Source organism: Cytobacillus sp. IB215665 (genome assembly GCF_033963835.1).
Taxonomy (GTDB): Bacteria; Bacillota; Bacilli; order Bacillales; family SM2101; genus Nanhaiella.
Genome location: NZ_JAXBME010000004.1, coordinates 225,278 through 242,398, shown reverse-complemented (window position 1 = coordinate 242,398; position 17,121 = coordinate 225,278). Strand labels below are relative to the sequence as shown.

14 protein-coding genes are annotated in these 17,121 nt (G+C 37.1%); 1 reads left to right on the top strand and 13 read right to left on the bottom strand.

Annotation, left to right across the window (positions count from 1 at the left end; translation table 11 throughout):
* Positions 1 to 20: 20 nt before the first annotated feature.
* Complete coding sequence (locus tag SLH52_RS07465) at positions 21 to 1,730, top strand: NFACT family protein (RefSeq protein ID WP_320208642.1); 1,710 nt, start codon at positions 21 to 23, stop codon at positions 1,728 to 1,730.
* A 347-nt stretch (positions 1,731 to 2,077) separates the two neighbouring features.
* Here SLH52_RS07465 and SLH52_RS07460 read toward each other — a convergent pair whose 3' ends face one another.
* From SLH52_RS07460 to lspA, 13 genes are all read right to left on the bottom strand, one after another.
* Positions 2,078 to 3,550, bottom strand: a complete 1,473-nt coding sequence (locus tag SLH52_RS07460) for an alanine/glycine:cation symporter family protein (protein ID WP_320208641.1) — start codon at positions 3,548 to 3,550, stop codon at positions 2,078 to 2,080.
* Positions 3,551 to 3,762: 212 nt separating this feature from the next.
* On the bottom strand, positions 3,763 to 4,395 hold the full coding sequence (gene pyrE, locus SLH52_RS07455) for an orotate phosphoribosyltransferase (RefSeq protein ID WP_320208640.1): 633 nt from the start codon (positions 4,393 to 4,395) through the stop codon (positions 3,763 to 3,765).
* Positions 4,392 to 5,108 carry an orotidine-5'-phosphate decarboxylase gene (gene pyrF, locus SLH52_RS07450; RefSeq protein ID WP_320208639.1) on the bottom strand — a complete coding sequence of 239 codons (717 nt, stop codon included), beginning with the start codon at positions 5,106 to 5,108 and terminating at the stop codon, positions 4,392 to 4,394. The genes pyrE and pyrF overlap by 4 nt, the downstream gene beginning before the upstream one ends.
* The gene (locus SLH52_RS07445; protein WP_214483274.1) at positions 5,080 to 6,021 is read right to left on the bottom strand and encodes a dihydroorotate dehydrogenase; all 942 of its coding nucleotides are present in this window, start codon (positions 6,019 to 6,021) and stop codon (positions 5,080 to 5,082) included. The genes pyrF and SLH52_RS07445 overlap by 29 nt, the downstream gene beginning before the upstream one ends.
* The gene (locus tag SLH52_RS07440; protein WP_320208638.1) at positions 6,018 to 6,794 is read right to left on the bottom strand and encodes a dihydroorotate dehydrogenase electron transfer subunit; all 777 of its coding nucleotides are present in this window, start codon (positions 6,792 to 6,794) and stop codon (positions 6,018 to 6,020) included. Before SLH52_RS07440 ends, SLH52_RS07445 begins: the two co-directional genes overlap by 4 nt.
* Positions 6,791 to 10,003 carry a carbamoyl-phosphate synthase large subunit gene (carB, locus tag SLH52_RS07435; RefSeq protein WP_320208637.1) on the bottom strand — a complete coding sequence of 1,071 codons (3,213 nt, stop codon included), beginning with the start codon at positions 10,001 to 10,003 and terminating at the stop codon, positions 6,791 to 6,793. Before carB ends, SLH52_RS07440 begins: the two co-directional genes overlap by 4 nt.
* Positions 9,988 to 11,088 carry a carbamoyl phosphate synthase small subunit gene (locus SLH52_RS07430; RefSeq protein WP_320208636.1) on the bottom strand — a complete coding sequence of 367 codons (1,101 nt, stop codon included), beginning with the start codon at positions 11,086 to 11,088 and terminating at the stop codon, positions 9,988 to 9,990. Before SLH52_RS07430 ends, carB begins: the two co-directional genes overlap by 16 nt.
* 8 nt (positions 11,089 to 11,096) lie before the next feature.
* Positions 11,097 to 12,371: a dihydroorotase gene (locus SLH52_RS07425; RefSeq protein WP_320208635.1), complete on the bottom strand. Its 1,275-nt coding sequence runs from the start codon at positions 12,369 to 12,371 to the stop codon at positions 11,097 to 11,099.
* Complete coding sequence (locus SLH52_RS07420) at positions 12,352 to 13,269, bottom strand: aspartate carbamoyltransferase catalytic subunit (RefSeq protein ID WP_320208634.1); 918 nt, start codon at positions 13,267 to 13,269, stop codon at positions 12,352 to 12,354. Before SLH52_RS07420 ends, SLH52_RS07425 begins: the two co-directional genes overlap by 20 nt.
* 181 nt (positions 13,270 to 13,450) lie before the next feature.
* On the bottom strand, positions 13,451 to 14,785 hold the full coding sequence (locus SLH52_RS07415; RefSeq protein WP_320208794.1) for a solute carrier family 23 protein: 1,335 nt from the start codon (positions 14,783 to 14,785) through the stop codon (positions 13,451 to 13,453).
* Positions 14,786 to 14,945: 160 nt separating this feature from the next.
* Positions 14,946 to 15,485 (bottom strand): bifunctional pyr operon transcriptional regulator/uracil phosphoribosyltransferase PyrR, encoded by a 540-nt coding sequence (gene pyrR, locus SLH52_RS07410; RefSeq protein ID WP_320208633.1) that lies wholly within the window; start codon positions 15,483 to 15,485, stop codon positions 14,946 to 14,948.
* A gap of 198 nt (positions 15,486 to 15,683) precedes the next feature.
* Positions 15,684 to 16,592 carry an RluA family pseudouridine synthase gene (locus SLH52_RS07405; protein WP_320208632.1) on the bottom strand — a complete coding sequence of 303 codons (909 nt, stop codon included), beginning with the start codon at positions 16,590 to 16,592 and terminating at the stop codon, positions 15,684 to 15,686.
* A complete protein-coding gene (gene lspA, locus SLH52_RS07400; RefSeq protein WP_320208631.1) occupies positions 16,592 to 17,056 on the bottom strand; it encodes a signal peptidase II in 465 nt (154 codons plus the stop codon). Before lspA ends, SLH52_RS07405 begins: the two co-directional genes overlap by 1 nt.
* Positions 17,057 to 17,121: the final 65 nt, after the last annotated feature.

Genomic DNA, 17,121 nt, shown 5'->3' with positions numbered 1-17,121 from the left:
ATAGAATTGGGTGAATGACAATGTCCTTTGATGGTCTGTTTACATATGCGATAACTAACGAATTAGAACAATTATTATTAAATGGCCGTATTAGCCGTATTTATCAACCTTTTCAAAATGAATTAATACTACAAATTCGTTCGCAAGGAAAAAATCAAAAATTACTAATTTCTGCCCATCCCACATACGCGAGAATACATTTGACAGAAGAGCAATACAGCAACCCACCTGAGCCACCGATGTTTTGTATGTTGCTAAGAAAGCATATAGAAGGTAGTATAATCCAAAACATTCAACAGGTTGGACTTGATAGAATTATGATTATTGAGTTAAAAGGGAAGGATGAAATAGGTGATGTTTCTCATAAACAATTAATTATTGAATTAATGGGAAGGCATAGTAACATTATTCTTGTTGACAAAGATGAGCAGGTGATTCTTGATTCCATTAAACATATAACACCAGCCTTAAATCGTCACAGAACAATCTTACCTGGGTTTGAGTATGTAGCACCGCCGTCACAAGATAAGGAAAACCCTTTTTCAATAACTGAAGATCGTATATTGAAAAAACTCGATTTTAACGCTGGTAAACTTGATCAACAACTAGTTAATACGTTTGCTGGGGTTTCTCCCATGTTCGCCAAAGAAGTCATGTTTCAAGCTGGAATTGCAAACAGAAATTCATTACCTAAAACGTTTTTGACTCTCATACAAAAAGTGAAAAATATGGATATTTCCCCTCAAATAACAAGGGATGCTTTGAAAGAGAGTTTTTATTTATTCCCTTTAGACCATATAAAGGGAGAGGTTAAAACTTTTTCATCACTCAGCACCTTGCTAGATCGATACTACTATGGCAAGGCCGACCGAGAGAGGGTCAAGCAAAGAGCAGTAGACCTAGAACGTTTTATTGATAATGAAAAAAAGAAAAACGAGAAAAAGATAAAAAAATTAACTAACTCATTAAATAAAGCCAAAAATGCTGATCAATATAAACTACTCGGTGAGCTGTTGACAGCAAATATATATATGGTTAACCAAGGTGATAGCGAAGTTGAAGTAGTGAACTATTATGACGAAAATGGAACTACTATAACAATACCTTTAGATCCAAGAAAACCACCTGCAGATAATGCCCAAAGCTACTACACTAAGTATCAAAAAGCGAAAAAATCTATAGCCTTCATTCATGAACAAATTAGCCATGCTCAGGAAGAAGTTATATATTTCGATACACTTAAGCAACAAATTCAATCTGCAACCGCTAGCGATATCGAAGAAATCCGTGAAGAGCTTGTTGAAGGAAGATATATCAGATCTAAAAAGCAAAAGGGACACAAGAAAAATAAACTAGAAAAGCCTCAAATTGAACGTTATAAAGCAAGTGACGGGACAGAAATACTTGTGGGTAAAAACAATAAACAAAATGATTATTTAACGAGTAAAGTCGCAAGAAAGGAAGAAGTATGGCTACATACAAAAGATATTCCAGGTTCACATGTCGTTATACGACATGATCAACCTTCCGATCAAACGATTTTAGAAGCAGCTAATCTCGCTGCATATTTTAGTAAAGCAAAGCATTCAAGTTCAGTACCCGTTGATTATACAAAAATTCGAAACGTGAAAAAACCAAATGGTTCAAAACCAGGCTATGTTATTTATGACAACCAGCAAACGGTCTTTGTCACACCAGATGAAGATCTATTAATATCAATGAGGGAGTAAGACATATTTAAGTTCCTTTACCATTTTTGAAAAGCACTGGAACATACATAGCATTCAAAGGTGTTTTTACTTACCCACCCTTTAAGGTTAAGGATTGGAACTAAACAAACAATTTAAAAATAGTAAACTTATAATATAATTTTCCATAACAAAAGGGGGCCACAGGCCCCCTCTACTTTTTCATTTGGCTGCTTTTGCATTGATTGTTACTTTTCGTTCTAATATAAAAGCCCGTATACATCTAGGTTCGTAGCATCTTCGCTACATTTTACAATTATTGAGTTATCATAAAACTCATCATTCTGTCAGTAAACGTAGCAACAAATTTTTCGAAAAGAACTTTACAATTAAACAGCTTTAGTTGATTTAGACTCATCAGCTTCGTGATTTTTATATTTCTCTTCCCAAAAATCAGCACCTTCAATACCTAACTTGCTAGGGTTAAATACTGGGTCCTTACCTGCTTTTTTCTGAGTTTCATAATCTTTAAGTACTTTTAACGCTGGTTTCGTCAACAGTAATATTGCTATTATATTTAACCATGCCATACTACCAACACCAACATCACCTAAGCCCCAAGCTAAATCTGCAGTTTTTACACTTCCATAAAAGACAACAAATAACAACGCAACTTTTAATAAATATTCAGACCAAACACGTCGCACTTTACGGTTAAGATATGCTAGGTTTGTTTCAGCCATATAATAGTATGCCATAATTGTTGTAAAAGCGAAGAAAAGAAGTGAAATCGAAACAAACGGTGCTCCGAAGCCAGGTATTTGTGATTCTATTGCTTGTTGTGTATATACTGGTCCTGGTTCTACATCTGCTAAATTATTGACAATCGGCGCTTCCCCTTCTGGTGTAACATTATACATTCCAGTAATAATAATCATAAATGCCGTTGCTGAGCATACAAACAACGTGTCAATGTATACTGAGAACGCTTGAACAAGTCCTTGTTTTGCAGGATGTGAAACTTCAGCTGCTGCTGCTGCATGAGGTCCCGTACCTTGTCCAGCCTCATTAGAGTAAATACCACGTTTGACTCCCCATGCAATAGCTGCACCTAAAATACCACCAAAAGTAGCATCTGTCCCAAAAGCACTGCTAAAGATAAGACTAAACACTTCAGGAACCTGTGAGATATTTGTAATTAAGATGTACATTGAAACTAACATATACCCTATAGCCATAAATGGTACTACTACTTGAGCAACATGGACAATACGTTTAATTCCACCGAAAATAATTAACGCGAGGAATACAACTAACAACACACCAGTAATCGTAGGGTTTATCCCAAATGCATTGTCCATTCCTGCTGCTATACTGTTAGCTTGTACACCTGGTAAAAGCATTCCAGTTGCGATAACAGTAACAAGCGCAAATAAAACTGCATACCATTTTATTTTAAGACCTTTTTCGATATAGAACGCTGGCCCACCACGATATTCACCATCTTGTTTTGTTTTAAAAACTTGCCCCAAGGATGATTCTACGAAAGCAGAGCCTGCACCTAAAAAGGCAATTAGCCACATCCAGAACACTGCTCCAGGCCCTCCATATGCTATCGCAGAAGCAACACCAGCAATGTTCCCAGTACCTACGCGCCCAGATAAAGATAATGCTAACGCTTGGAAGGATGACACTCCTGATTTGGAACTTTTCCCCTCAAACATTAATTTAATCATTTCCTTAAAGTATCTGATTTGAAGAAATCTCGTAGCAATCGTAAAGAATAGGCCTGCTCCTAAACATAAATAAATCAGATAATTACTCCAAATATGATCATTTAGCCACCCAACAACACTTGCCATTACATTTTATCCCCCTTGTTTTTTAGTTTAGTAGAATAATAATAAAGTTTTATTCAAAAATCTTTGCTATGAAGATTTTTTTCATTAAGTAGTGTATTAGTATGATTATTCATAATTCTCAGTTTATCAAAACAATAGGGATATTTATTCATATAATAACATTATTATTCAAATTGTAAGAAGTGTCAAATAAAAGAAAATTTTGACTATTATTAGATATTCATCCATGTTTCGTCTTGAGGATTTTCACTCCATTTTAACAGTTTGGAAATATCTTCTTTAGTAATATAGCCATTCTTAGCAGCTACTTCAGTTAAGGCCTCAAAATCTGTTAACGAATAAGCACTTACATTAGCTTCATCTAATTTTTGCTGACCTGCAAGTAGTCCATACGTAAAAATTGAGGCGATTCCTAACACATTACACCCTTCTGCTCTGAGTGCCTCAACAACTGTTAACGCGCTTCCTCCAGTAGAGATTAAATCTTCAACCACGACAACATTTTGGCCTTCAGACACTACACCTTCTATTTGGTTTCCTTTCCCATGGCCTTTCGCCTTGCCTCGAACGTAGCACATAGGTAGATTCATTCTTTCACTTACCAAAGCAGCATGTGCAATGCCGCCTGTAGCTGCACCAGCTATGACATCTGTTTCAGGGAAATGTTCTTTAATTAATTCTACTAAGCCGTCCGCTATATCTGTTCGAACACGAGGATAAGATAAAGTTAAGCGATTATCACAGTAGATTGGTGATTTCATTCCTGAAGACCATGTAAAAGGATTATTTGGTTGTAAAAAAACCGCTTTAATTTCTAATAAATGTTCAGCTATTTTTGCTTTCATATGGAGACTCCTTCCCATTCTGCTTTCATTTTTTTATATGCTGCTACCGGATCTTGCGCTTTCGTAATACTTCTCCCGACGACTATAGCGGTGGAACCTAACTGGCGAGCCTTTTCTGGAGTTGCAATACGGACTTGATCGTCTTGATTGTCTGTTAATTGACGAATTCCTGGTGTTACAGTAGCAAACGCTTTTCCTAGTTCTTTCTGAATCGTCGGTACTTCTAGTGTTGAACAAACAATACCATCTAACCCACTTTGTTTTGCGTTATTTGCATATTGAAGCACAACATTATCAAGTGAATGATCAATAAGTAGTTGCTCACTTAACATTTGTTGTGAGGTGCTCGTCAGTTGTGTAACAGCAATACAACTCGGACGATTATTTCCAGAAGGCGTACCCGCTTCAAGACCTTCCATTGCAGCTTCCATCATTTGCTTCCCACCAGCAGCATGAACATTGATAATATCAACACCTAATCGTGCGATTCCTTTCATGGCAGACATTACTGTATTAGGAATATCATGTAGTTTTAAATCTAAAAAGATGTTGTGACCGGCATTTTTTAGCTGTGAAACAATTTGAGGGCCTTCCTGATAGAAAAGTTCCATACCTACCTTGAGATAAAGGTTTTCACCATGAAAATTCGCTAAAAATTGATTCACTTGCTCCTGTTCTGCAAAATCAAGAGCAATGATTAATGGTCTTTTCACGCTCCTTCCAGCTCCTTCCTATGCAGTCTGATATATGATCAATACCAAGCTTATCAAGTAATAATGGCAGTTCTTCAATGATATTTGGACAAACGAATGGATCCACGAAATTTGCTGTTCCTACAGCTACTGCACTTGCTCCTGCATATAAATATTCAATAACGTCCTCAGCTGTTTGAACTCCCCCCATCCCAATGATTGGTATGGAGACCTTTTGACTCACTTCGTAAATCATTCTAATTGCAACAGGTTTAATCGCTGGTCCAGACAACCCTCCTGTACGATTCGCTAAAATAGGCTTAGCCGTTCTTAGATCAAGACGCATCCCTAAAAGTGTATTAATCATCGTTAAGCCATCAGCTCCGGCTTCTTCAACTGCTGTTGCCATATCAACGATATTGGCTACATTCGGTGAAAGCTTCACATATACTGGCACCGTAGATACTTCTTTTACTTGTTTTGTTAAATCATGTGCAACTTCAGGTATTGTTCCAAATGCTATGCCACCAGTTTTCACATTTGGGCAAGAAATATTCAGCTCTAGCGCATGAACATTTTTCGCTTTAGATATCTCTTGAGCAACTTCAACATAGTCTTCGACTTGCGAACCTGCTACATTCGCAATAATTGGGACATCATATTGTTCCAACCATGGTAATTCCTCAGCTAACACTTTTTCAAGCCCTGGATTCTGTAATCCTATGGCATTTAACATACCTGCTGAAGTTTCAGCGACACGTGGAGTAGAATTACCAAAGCGTGGCTCGAGTGTAGTTGCTTTAATCATTATTGCTCCAAGGTTACTTAAATCATATAGATTTGCATATTCCTTACCAAAGCCAAAGCAACCGGAAGCAGGCATAATTGGATTTTTTAACTTAAGCCCTGGTAACTCTATGTTAAGTCGATTCATAATACCACCTCTCCAACCTTAAACACTGGACCATCGCTACAAACCTTCTTATACGATGTACCTTCAGGATCTTCTTGTGTATGACAAACGCATGCAAAACATGCACCGATCCCACATCCCATACGTTCTTCAAGAGAAATAAAAGCCTTCTTATCTTTATAGCGGTCTTCTATTACTTTTAACATTGGGGTAGGACCACATGAGAATAGAACATCAAAAGAAAATTGATAATGATCGATTACATCAGTCACAAAGCCTTTCATACCTAACGATCCATCTACCGTTGCAATATATGTTGAGCCAAGCTCTGAAAACTGCTGTTCATAAAAAGCCACCTGTTTATCTTGAAAGCCTAAAACATGTATAACCTTCACACCTTTTGCAACGAGTTGCTTTGAAAGCTCATATAATGGTGGAACTCCGATACCGCCACCTACTAATAAAGCTGTGTTTCCTTGTTTAGTTTCGTTAATTGGGAAACCATTGCCCAATGGCCCTAATACATTGACTGTCCCATTGTTTATTCTAGAAAGGACTCGTGTGCCGAGTCCTTCCTTACGATAAATCATTGTAAATTGACGATTCTTTTTATCAACATTCGCAATACTAATTGGGCGACGAAGCAAAGGCTCTGCCCCTTCTGAAACTTTAATATGCACGAATTGTCCTGGCTCTCCCATTTGTGTTACTAGTTCACCTTGTAATATCAATTCATAAATATCTTGCGCAATTTCTCTTTGAGAAACTACCTCCATGTCCTCTTTCATTATCATGAATGTGTCACCTCTTTAGCTTGCTCAAATTGAGGCATTGCTTCTGCTGAAAATGTCATCGACTCGAGAACACGAAGTATTGCTTGTGCTGTATCAAGACTTGTCAAACATGGTACATTATTTTCAACTGATTCCCTTCTAATTCTAAAACCGTCCCGGGCAGGCTGCTTACCTTTCGTTAACGTGTTAATGACAAACTGGGCTTTTCCTTGTCTAATAACATCAAGTAAATTAGGTTTGTCTGTTCCGATTTTGTTAACGACAGTCACAGGAATATTTTCTTTTGCTAGAAAATCAGCAGTACCACTTGTCGCTAATACTTGATAACCTATACGGTGAAATCTTTTAGCGATTATTAAAGCTTCTTCTTTATCTTTATCTGCAACAGTTAGAAGGACCGAACCAAATTGTTGGACTCTCATACCAGCTGCAACAAGCCCTTTATACAAAGCTTTTTCTAATGTATTGTCTTTACCCATTACTTCTCCAGTTGACTTCATTTCTGGTCCTAATGTAATATCAACGCGACGTAATTTTGCAAACGAAAAGACTGGTACTTTTACAAATACCCCTTTGCTTTCCTCATGTAAACCAGTCGAATAACCAAGCTGTTCTAGTTTCGCACCTAGTATTACTTTTGTTGCGATATTAGCCATAGGCACACCTGTGATTTTACTTAAAAACGGTACCGTACGACTTGATCGTGGATTTACTTCTATGACGTATACATCTTGCTTATACACGATAAATTGGATATTCAGTAGCCCGACAATGTTTAATCCTTTTGCCAGTGACGTTGTATAATCAACTATTTTCTGTTTTACATCAGACGATAATGTTTGTGGTGGATACACAGCGATCGAGTCACCTGAGTGTACACCAGCTCGTTCAATATGTTCCATAATGCCAGGGATGTATACACTTTCCCCATCAGAAATCGCGTCAACCTCTATTTCTTTACCAATCATATACCTATCAATTAGTACTGGATGCTGTGGATTTACTTTTACAGCATTTTTCATGTAATGAAGCAGCTCTTCCTTTTTATATACAATCTCCATTGCTCTTCCACCTAAAACGTAAGATGGACGAACAAGTACTGGATAACCGATTCTGTCAGCTACTTGTACAGCTTCCTCTACAGAAGTAGCCGTTTTTCCTTTAGGTTGTGGTATACCTAACTGTGTTATTGTATGTTCAAACTTATCTCGATCTTCAGCGCGATCCAAGTCTTCTAGAGATGTCCCTAAAATTTTCACTCCACGTTCTGCAAGTTCATTCGCTAAATTAATTGCTGTTTGTCCACCAAACTGGACTACAACACCGATAGGGTTCTCTAAGTCAATAATATGCATGACATCTTCAATCGTTAACGGTTCGAAATAGAGTTTATCTGATACACTAAAATCTGTTGAAACCGTTTCTGGGTTGTTATTAATAATAATTGATTCATATCCTGCCTCTTTAATAGCCCAAACTGAATGAACTGTTGCGTAGTCAAATTCCACACCTTGTCCGATACGTATAGGACCCGAACCTAAAACAACCACGCTCTCTTTCTCAGAAACAATTGATTCATTTTCTTCCTCATATGTTCCATAATAATACGGTGTTGTAGATTCAAATTCTGCAGCGCATGTATCAACCATTTTATATACAGGAATGATGTTCGACTGTTTTCTGAATTCATACACTTGATGTTCTGTTTGATTCCATAGCTTAGCGATTGTTATGTCTGCAAAGCCAAGTTCTTTTGCTTCATGTAACACGTCTTTATCACCAATGTTATTCTGCAAAACAGTTTCAAAATGAACGATATTTTGAAATTTTTGTAAGAAAAATAAGTCAATTGCACTCCATTCATGTAGCTGTTCAATTGTAATACCACGACGGAGTGCCTCTCCTACATAAAATAACCGCTCATCGCCAGCCTTACGGATGCGTTTTTCAATTTTTTCATCACTATGAGTACTTGCTTCATCTAGCTCTAGGTGAAATACATCAGCTTCTAGTGAACGAACAGCTTTTAAGATCGATTCTTCAAAGTTTCTACCGATTGCCATTACTTCTCCAGTAGCTTTCATTTGTGTACCAAGATGACGGTTTGCTGATTCAAATTTATCGAAAGGCCATCTTGGAATCTTTGAGACAACATAATCTAACGCTGGTTCAAAACAAGCATATGTTTTTCCCGTAACAGGGTTAATCATTTCATCCAACGTTAGTCCAACTGCTATTTTTGCAGCTAGTTTAGCAATCGGATAGCCCGTTGCTTTTGATGCCAATGCGGATGAGCGACTTACACGAGGGTTTACCTCGATGATAAAATAGTCAAAGCTGTGCGGGTCTATAGCAAGCTGAACATTACAACCACCTTCAATTTTTAACGCACGAATAATTTTTAAAGAAGTGTTCCGTAACAATTGATACTCACGATCACTAAGAGTTTGGCTTGGCGCAACAACAATAGAGTCCCCGGTATGAATGCCGACTGGGTCAATGTTTTCCATATTACATACTACGATGGCATTATCATTTGAATCACGCATCACTTCATATTCAATTTCTTTAAAACCTGCAATACTTCTTTCCAGTAAACATTGATTAACTGGACTCATCTTTATACCGCTAGATACGATTTCATGGAGCTCTTCCTCGTTATGACATATACCGCCACCAGTGCCACCTAACGTATATGCGGGTCTAACGATGATTGGATAGCCTACTTCTTCAACAAAACTTTGTGCCTCTTCAAGTGTATGAACAATTTCACTTTGTGGTACAGGCTCATTTAATTCATTCATTAGATTACGAAACAGTTCACGATCTTCTGCTTTTTCAATAGCATCCAGTTTTGTACCTAATATCTCAACATCGCATTCTTCTAACACGCCTGATTTTGAGAGCTCAACAGCTAAATTTAAACCAGTTTGCCCACCTAATGTTGGTACTAATGCATCAGGTCTTTCCTTGCGAATAATTCTACTCACAAATTCGGTAGTAAGTGGTTCAATGTAAACTTTATCTGCAATTTCTGTGTCGGTCATGATTGTAGCTGGATTGGAGTTAACTAAGATAACACGGTATCCTTCCTCCTTTAACGCTAGACAAGCTTGCGTTCCTGCATAATCGAATTCTGCTGCTTGTCCAATAATGATCGGTCCTGATCCAATTACTAAAATCGTCTCAATGTCTACACGTTTTGGCATACTTTTTCTCCCTCTCTCTTGTATGTTTCAATTAAGCTCATAAATTCATCGAATAAACCGTTCGCATCTTCTGGACCCGGTGAAGCTTCAGGATGATATTGAACTGTAAAAGCTGGATAATCTTGATGAGCTAAGCCTTCTATTGTTCCATCATTTAAAGCAATATGAGTAACGTTTAATTTTGTACTTGAAATTGACTGTTCATTTACTGTATAACCGTGGTTTTGTGAAGTAATATCTACTTTTCCAGTTTCAAGATTTTTAACTGGATGATTTGATCCACGATGACCAAACTTCATTTTTTCTGTGCTTGCTCCACAAGCTAGAGCAAATAATTGATGCCCTAAACAAATTCCAAATAGCGGTACTTTGCCGATAATGCCGTTAATCATGTCTATTGCTTCTGGTACATCCATCGGATCTCCTGGTCCATTACTTAACATGACACCATCTGGACTAAGTCTTAATATTTCTTCTGCTGTAACATTATATGGAACGACAATTACATCACAATTACGATTGTTTAGTTCTCGTAAAATCCCATGTTTCATCCCGTAATCCACTAATACGACCTTATAACCACGGCCTGGACTAGGGTATGGGCTTTTCGTTGATACTTTCTCGACTTGATTTGTTGGGAGTGTAGTTGAAGATAAATGCTTGATCATTTCAGCTACATCAACGTCCATGGAACAAATAGCACCTTTTAAAGCTCCATGATGACGAATAATTCTCGTTAATTTCCTAGTATCTATTCCAGCAATCCCTGGAATGTTTTGCGCTTTAAAATATTCATTTATTGTATATTGATTTCTCCAGTTAGAAGGATGTTCACTAAATTCTTTCACAATGAACCCATTTATCGCAGGCGTAATTGACTCAAAATCATCTCGATTAATGCCATAATTTCCGATTAAAGGGTAAGTCAAAGTTACGATTTGACCACAATATGATGGATCTGAAAGTATTTCTTGATATCCTGTCATACCTGTATTAAAAACTACCTCACCAACTGTATCTTTCTCACTACCAAATGCTTTTCCAACAAATACTGTTCCATCTTCTAAAATTAATTGTCGTTTCATATAAGAATTCATCCCTTCTGCCATACAATTTTTCCGTTAACTACTGTCATTACAGGCCAACCTTTACAAGTCCATTCAGCAAATGGCGTATTTTTCCCTTTTGAAGCAAATGTTTCAGGGTCAATTGTTTGTTCCAATTCAAGATCTATAATTGTTAAATCTGCATGGGATCCAACTTGTAAACTTCCAAAAGGAAGATTAAACACTTCTGCTGGCTTTTTAGTTAAATAATTTATTAGCTCTTCTAATGTAATAATGCCTTTTTCAACAAAATGTGTATAAAGAAGCGGAAACGCTGTTTCTAGACCAACAATGCCAAATGGTGCAAGCTCCATTCCTTCTGATTTTTCTTCTACAGTGTGAGGAGCATGATCCGTAGCAATAAAATCTATTGTCCCGTCTAACAATCCCTCAATTAATGCTTCTTTATCAGCCTTCGATCTAAGTGGTGGGTTCATTTTATAATTTGAATCTAGCCCTGGTATATCGTCATCTGTTAACAGTAGATGATGTGGAGTCACTTCAGCTGTAACATTAACCCCAGCGCGTTTCGCATCTCTTACTACTCTTACTGATTCCTTTGTACTAATATGGCAAACGTGATAATGACAATTTGCTGCCTCTGCTAAAAGTACGTCTCTCGCAATATGAACTGATTCACATACTGAAGGAATGCCATTCAAGTGATGTTTTGCTGAAAAATCTCCTTCGTGCACAGCACCTTTATTAATCAACGTATTTTCCTCACAGTGCGCAACGATCGACATATTTAAATCGGCTGCCCTTTTCATTGCCTCAAGCATTTTATGTGCTGATTGCACCCCTACTCCATCATCTGTGAAGGCAAACGCGCCTGCATCTTTTAACTGTTCAAAATCCGTTAGCTCCTCTCCAAGCTGACGAGTTGTTATAGCAGCGTACGGTAAGACACGGACATGTGCTGTTTCTTCGATGCGTTTTTGGAGCCAATTCATTTGTTCTTTCGTATCAGGAACAGGACGGGTATTAGGCATTGCTGCAATCGTCGTAAACCCACCTTTGGCTGCTGCTAATGAACCTGTTTCAATAGTTTCTTTATGTTCACCACCAGGCTCACGCAAATGTACATGTAAGTCAACAAATCCTGGAGAAATGACCTTACCTTTAACATCAATTACCTGTGCATTTGTCGTATCAATATCCTCGCCAATTTCCACAATCTTTCCATCTTCAATTTTTAAATTAATTGATTCTAATGACGCATTTTCGTTGAACCACTTACCATTAGTTAGTACAATACTCATTTATTAATCCCCCTTGTACAGATTGTAATGCTCTTTTAATAACAGCCATACGAATATATACTCCATTTTCCATTTGCTTAAAGATTCTAGATCGATCACATTCCACTAACTCACTTGCTATTTCTACACCACGGTTCACTGGGGCTGGATGTAAAATAATACTATGTGCTTGCATTTGCTTTTCTCTCTCAATTGTTAGTCCATAAGATTCATGATAGCTTTGTGACGCATTATCATTTCCTTCTTGATGACGTTCATGTTGAATACGCAATAGCATTAATACATCACATGTCTGTACCGCCTCATCTATGTCAACATACTTACCAAATTGATTCGTTTCATCACGCCATTCATCTGGTGCAGAAAACATCACATTAGCTCCGAGTCTTGTTAATACTTCAGAGTTAGAACGTGCTACACGACTATGACGAATATCGCCAACGATCGCAACTTTCAACCCTTTAAATGTCCCAAACTCCTCTTTAATCGTGTATAAATCAAGCAAAGATTGTGTTGGGTGATGTCCACATCCATCACCTGCATTAATGATAGGGATACTTATTTGTTCACGTAATTCATCATAATATTGGTCTTCTTGATGTCTAATTACAACCGCATTTGCTCCAATTGCTTGTAACGTTCTCACAGTATCGTATAAGCTTTCGCCTTTTTGGACACTTGTGTTTGACGCATCGAAATTTAACACATGTGCACCAAGCTTTTTCTCTGCTACTTCAAAGCTAAATTTCGTTCGTGTACTTGGTTCATAAAACAAATTAGCTATAAATTTATTCTGAGCAATATCAGTCCATTCACCACTAGAAAACCGATGCGCATCTTGTAATATCATTTCAATATCATTGGTTGATAGCTCATTCATCGCGAGTAAATGTTTCATATTATGATCCCCTTTTTGGTTTTTAGTGTTACATTTATTTAAGAAAAAACACCCTACAAATTTGTGTAGGGTGTTTTTTAAAGACTTTTCAGTGTTATGATACGATCATGATTCATTCTGCGTATCAAAAACACTTATAACCTTACACCCTTACTAGTCTCACAGGACTTATTTAAAAGGTTTAGCCGCTTATTTGTTGCTTGTCTTCCGATAGTTCAAACATTTCATTAGTACCATAACTAGACTCTTTGCCAGGTAGTATAAGATGGAGTATAACACCACAAATTGCTGCTAATGCCATACCAGCAATTTGCAGCTGATCTGTAACTTGAACAAAAGCTCCACCAACACCGATGACTATAATAACTGAAGAAATGATTAAGTTTCTTGTATTTCCGAAATTAACTTTATTATCTATTAACATACGTAAGCCTGATGATGCAATGATTCCAAATAATAATATCGATACACCGCCCATGACAGGAGATGGGATCGAGCCAATCAATGCTGTTATTTTACCGATAAATCCAAAACATATTGCAAACACGGCTGCACCTCCGATAACAAAGACGCTGAACACTTTCGTAATTGCTAATACACCTATATTTTCTCCGTAAGTAGTATTAGGTGGCCCCCCTAATGTTGCTGCAATCATTGTTGCAATTCCATCGCCTAAGATTGAGCGATGGAGCCCAGGTTTTTCTATAAAATTACGTCCTACAACTTTACTTAAGACCATCTGATCACCGATATGCTCTGCAATTGTTACTATGGCGACTGGAACCATGATAAGAGCAATTTCCCAGTCCAAGTTTGGTGTATAGTTTACAAAGGGAATATAGAAATCTGGCACTTCGAAAAGCTTTGCTTCACGAATCGGAGTAAGATCAACAATGCCCATAAAAAATGCATATGTGTACCCACCAACAATACCTATTAAAATTGGAATGAGTCCAAAGAACCCTTTCAAAAACACAGAACAGATAATTGTTAATGCAAGTGTCACTACAGCTACTGACAAATACGTTGGATTATAAATTAATTCGTTTGATGGTGCACCAGCATTTTCATACATTGCCATTCCAACAGCAACATTTGCTAGGCCTAAACCAATTACAATGATCACAGGACCTACAACTACAGGTGGTAAGATGCGCATAATCCATTTCAAACCAAATCCTTTAATAAGTAGAGCTACAATCCCATAGACAACACCTGCTAAAAAACTTCCCAACATTGCAGCTTGTGGACCTCCAGCTGCTTTTGCTGCAATAATAGGTGCAATAAATGCGAATGAGGAGCCTAAGTATGCAGGTATTTGACCTCTAGTTATTAATAAGTAGGCTAAAGTTCCAAGACCACTTGAAACAAGTGCTACTCCAGGGCTTAAATCTACTAAAAAGGGCACAAGAATTGTGGCTCCAAACATTGCAAATAAATGTTGGATGCTAAATATAATCCATTTACTTAAGGGTGGGACTTCCTGTACATTAAGAGTTACATCCTTTTGCTTCATCTCCAACTTTGTCTCCTCCTCTGTAAAACGCACACTAGAAAAATCCATATAAAAACCCTCTTTGTTTTATATACAAAGAGGGTGTGCAAACTACTCAAGTATGGACATACTTGAGGTTGTACCCTCTTAGCCATCTCACAGGATAACCTTAAAAAGGGGATTAAATTTCGTAAATACCTACTTGATCAACTTGATCAATTTCTTCTAATTTAACAACTATTTTTTCGGCATTAGAAGTTGGAATGTTTTTACCAACAAAATCTGCTCTTATCGGTAGCTCTCTATGGCCTCGATCAACTAGAACTGCCAATTGTATTTGAGCTGGCCTACCTACGTCTATTAACGCGTCCATTGCCGCACGAACTGTCCGTCCAGTAAACAACACATCATCTACTAATATTACCTTTTTATTTGTAATATCTATCGGTAAATGAGAACCTTTCACAAGCGGTTCTTTATTCGATGTCGTGTTTGTTAGATCATCTCTATATAATGTGATATCTAGTTCACCTATTGCGATTTTGTCTCCTTCGATTTGCTCAATCTTTTCTGCCAACCTATTAACAAGATATATACCCCGAGTTTTAATTCCAACGAGGACACAATCCTTAATACCTTTGTTCTTTTCAATAATCTCATGTGCAATACGAGTTAGTGCTCTGCGAATAGCTTGATTATCTAATACTACAGCTTTTTGCATCGTTATCACCTCTGATTATAAATGGTGGTCAACAGCATAAAAAAATCCTCACACCTGTGGCGAGAGGACTCGTAATTGTAGCGCTACTACAATTACTCATAAATAAATTTCCGTATCCTTCTCAGCCTCACGGGACTGGGTTAAAGATCTTGTATGCAACTACATTTAGAATATATTAACGATAAGGTAATGTCAATATTATTTTTGAATCTCATTTAATACTGTGACAAATTCTGTAGGCAATGGAGCTTCAAATTCCATATATTTATTCGTTCTAGGATGATCAAAACCTAGAATTGCTGCATGAAGTACTTGTCCATTTGTTTGTAATGTTTTCTTTGGACCATATTTTGGGTCTCCAACCAGAGGATAACCAATATATTTCATATGAACACGAATTTGGTGGGTTCTTCCTGTTTCAAGTTGGCATTCAATTAAAGTGTAATCATTAAATCTTTCTAGTACTTTAAAGTGCGTAACTGCATCTTTTGAATGTTCGTCAGTTACTGTCATACTTTGACGATCACGTTTATCTCGTCCAATTGGTGCATCAATCGTTCCCTTATCATGCGGAATAACACCATGAACGATCGCCTTGTATTTACGTGTGACAGTTTTATTTACTAATTGATTGACTAATGATTCATGAGCCACATCATTTTTGGCTACCATTATAAGTCCTGATGTATCTTTATCAATTCTATGAACAATTCCTGGCCTTAGCACGCCGTTAATACCAGATAAATCTGTACAATGTGCTAAAAGTCCATTTACTAATGTACCTTCCATATGTCCTGGTGCAGGATGAACAACTATTCCACTATTCTTATTAACTACGATTACATCTGCATCCTCATAGTAAATATCTAGACCCATATCCTGTGGAATCACATCTAGTTCTTCAGCTGCTGGTACAGTTATTTTCACAGCGTCCCCTATATTACATTTATAATTAGGCTTAACATTCTTGTCATTTACCGTAATATTTCCAGCTTTAATCCATTGCTGTACTTGAGAACGAGACCATTCATTTCCATGCTCTGAAATCACTTTGTCAAGCCTTTCGTTACGCTGTTCATTTGTTACAATTAACTCAATAACATCCATTAATTTTTCTCCTTCTCTCGTCCATCTAGTAGTGTATGGATAATTACCAGTATGACTCCAACAACTAATGCTGCATCAGCAATATTAAAAATTGGGTAATCATAACTAAAAATATTCGTAAAATTAATAAAATCAACAACTTCTTTTCTAAACAGACGGTCAATAAAATTACCGATTGCTCCTCCAAGCATTAATGCTAGCGCAACACGTATCAACACCTGTGTTTGAGGGAGTTTTTTCATATAATAAATAATGCCAATGATGACAATTGTTGTGACGATATAAAAGAACCACAGCTGCCCTTCCAATATGCCCCAAGCCGCTCCTCTATTACGATGTGAAGTTATGTATAAAAAATTTTCTATAACTGGTAGATGATCACCATACTCCATTTTTGTAACAATCACCCACTTTGTTACTTGATCCATTAAAATAACGACTAATGCTAAGATATAATAATACACAGAAGTACCTCCATGAAATATAATGTACTTCTGCATTTTAGCATATTGTCTTGAAAAGAAACAAC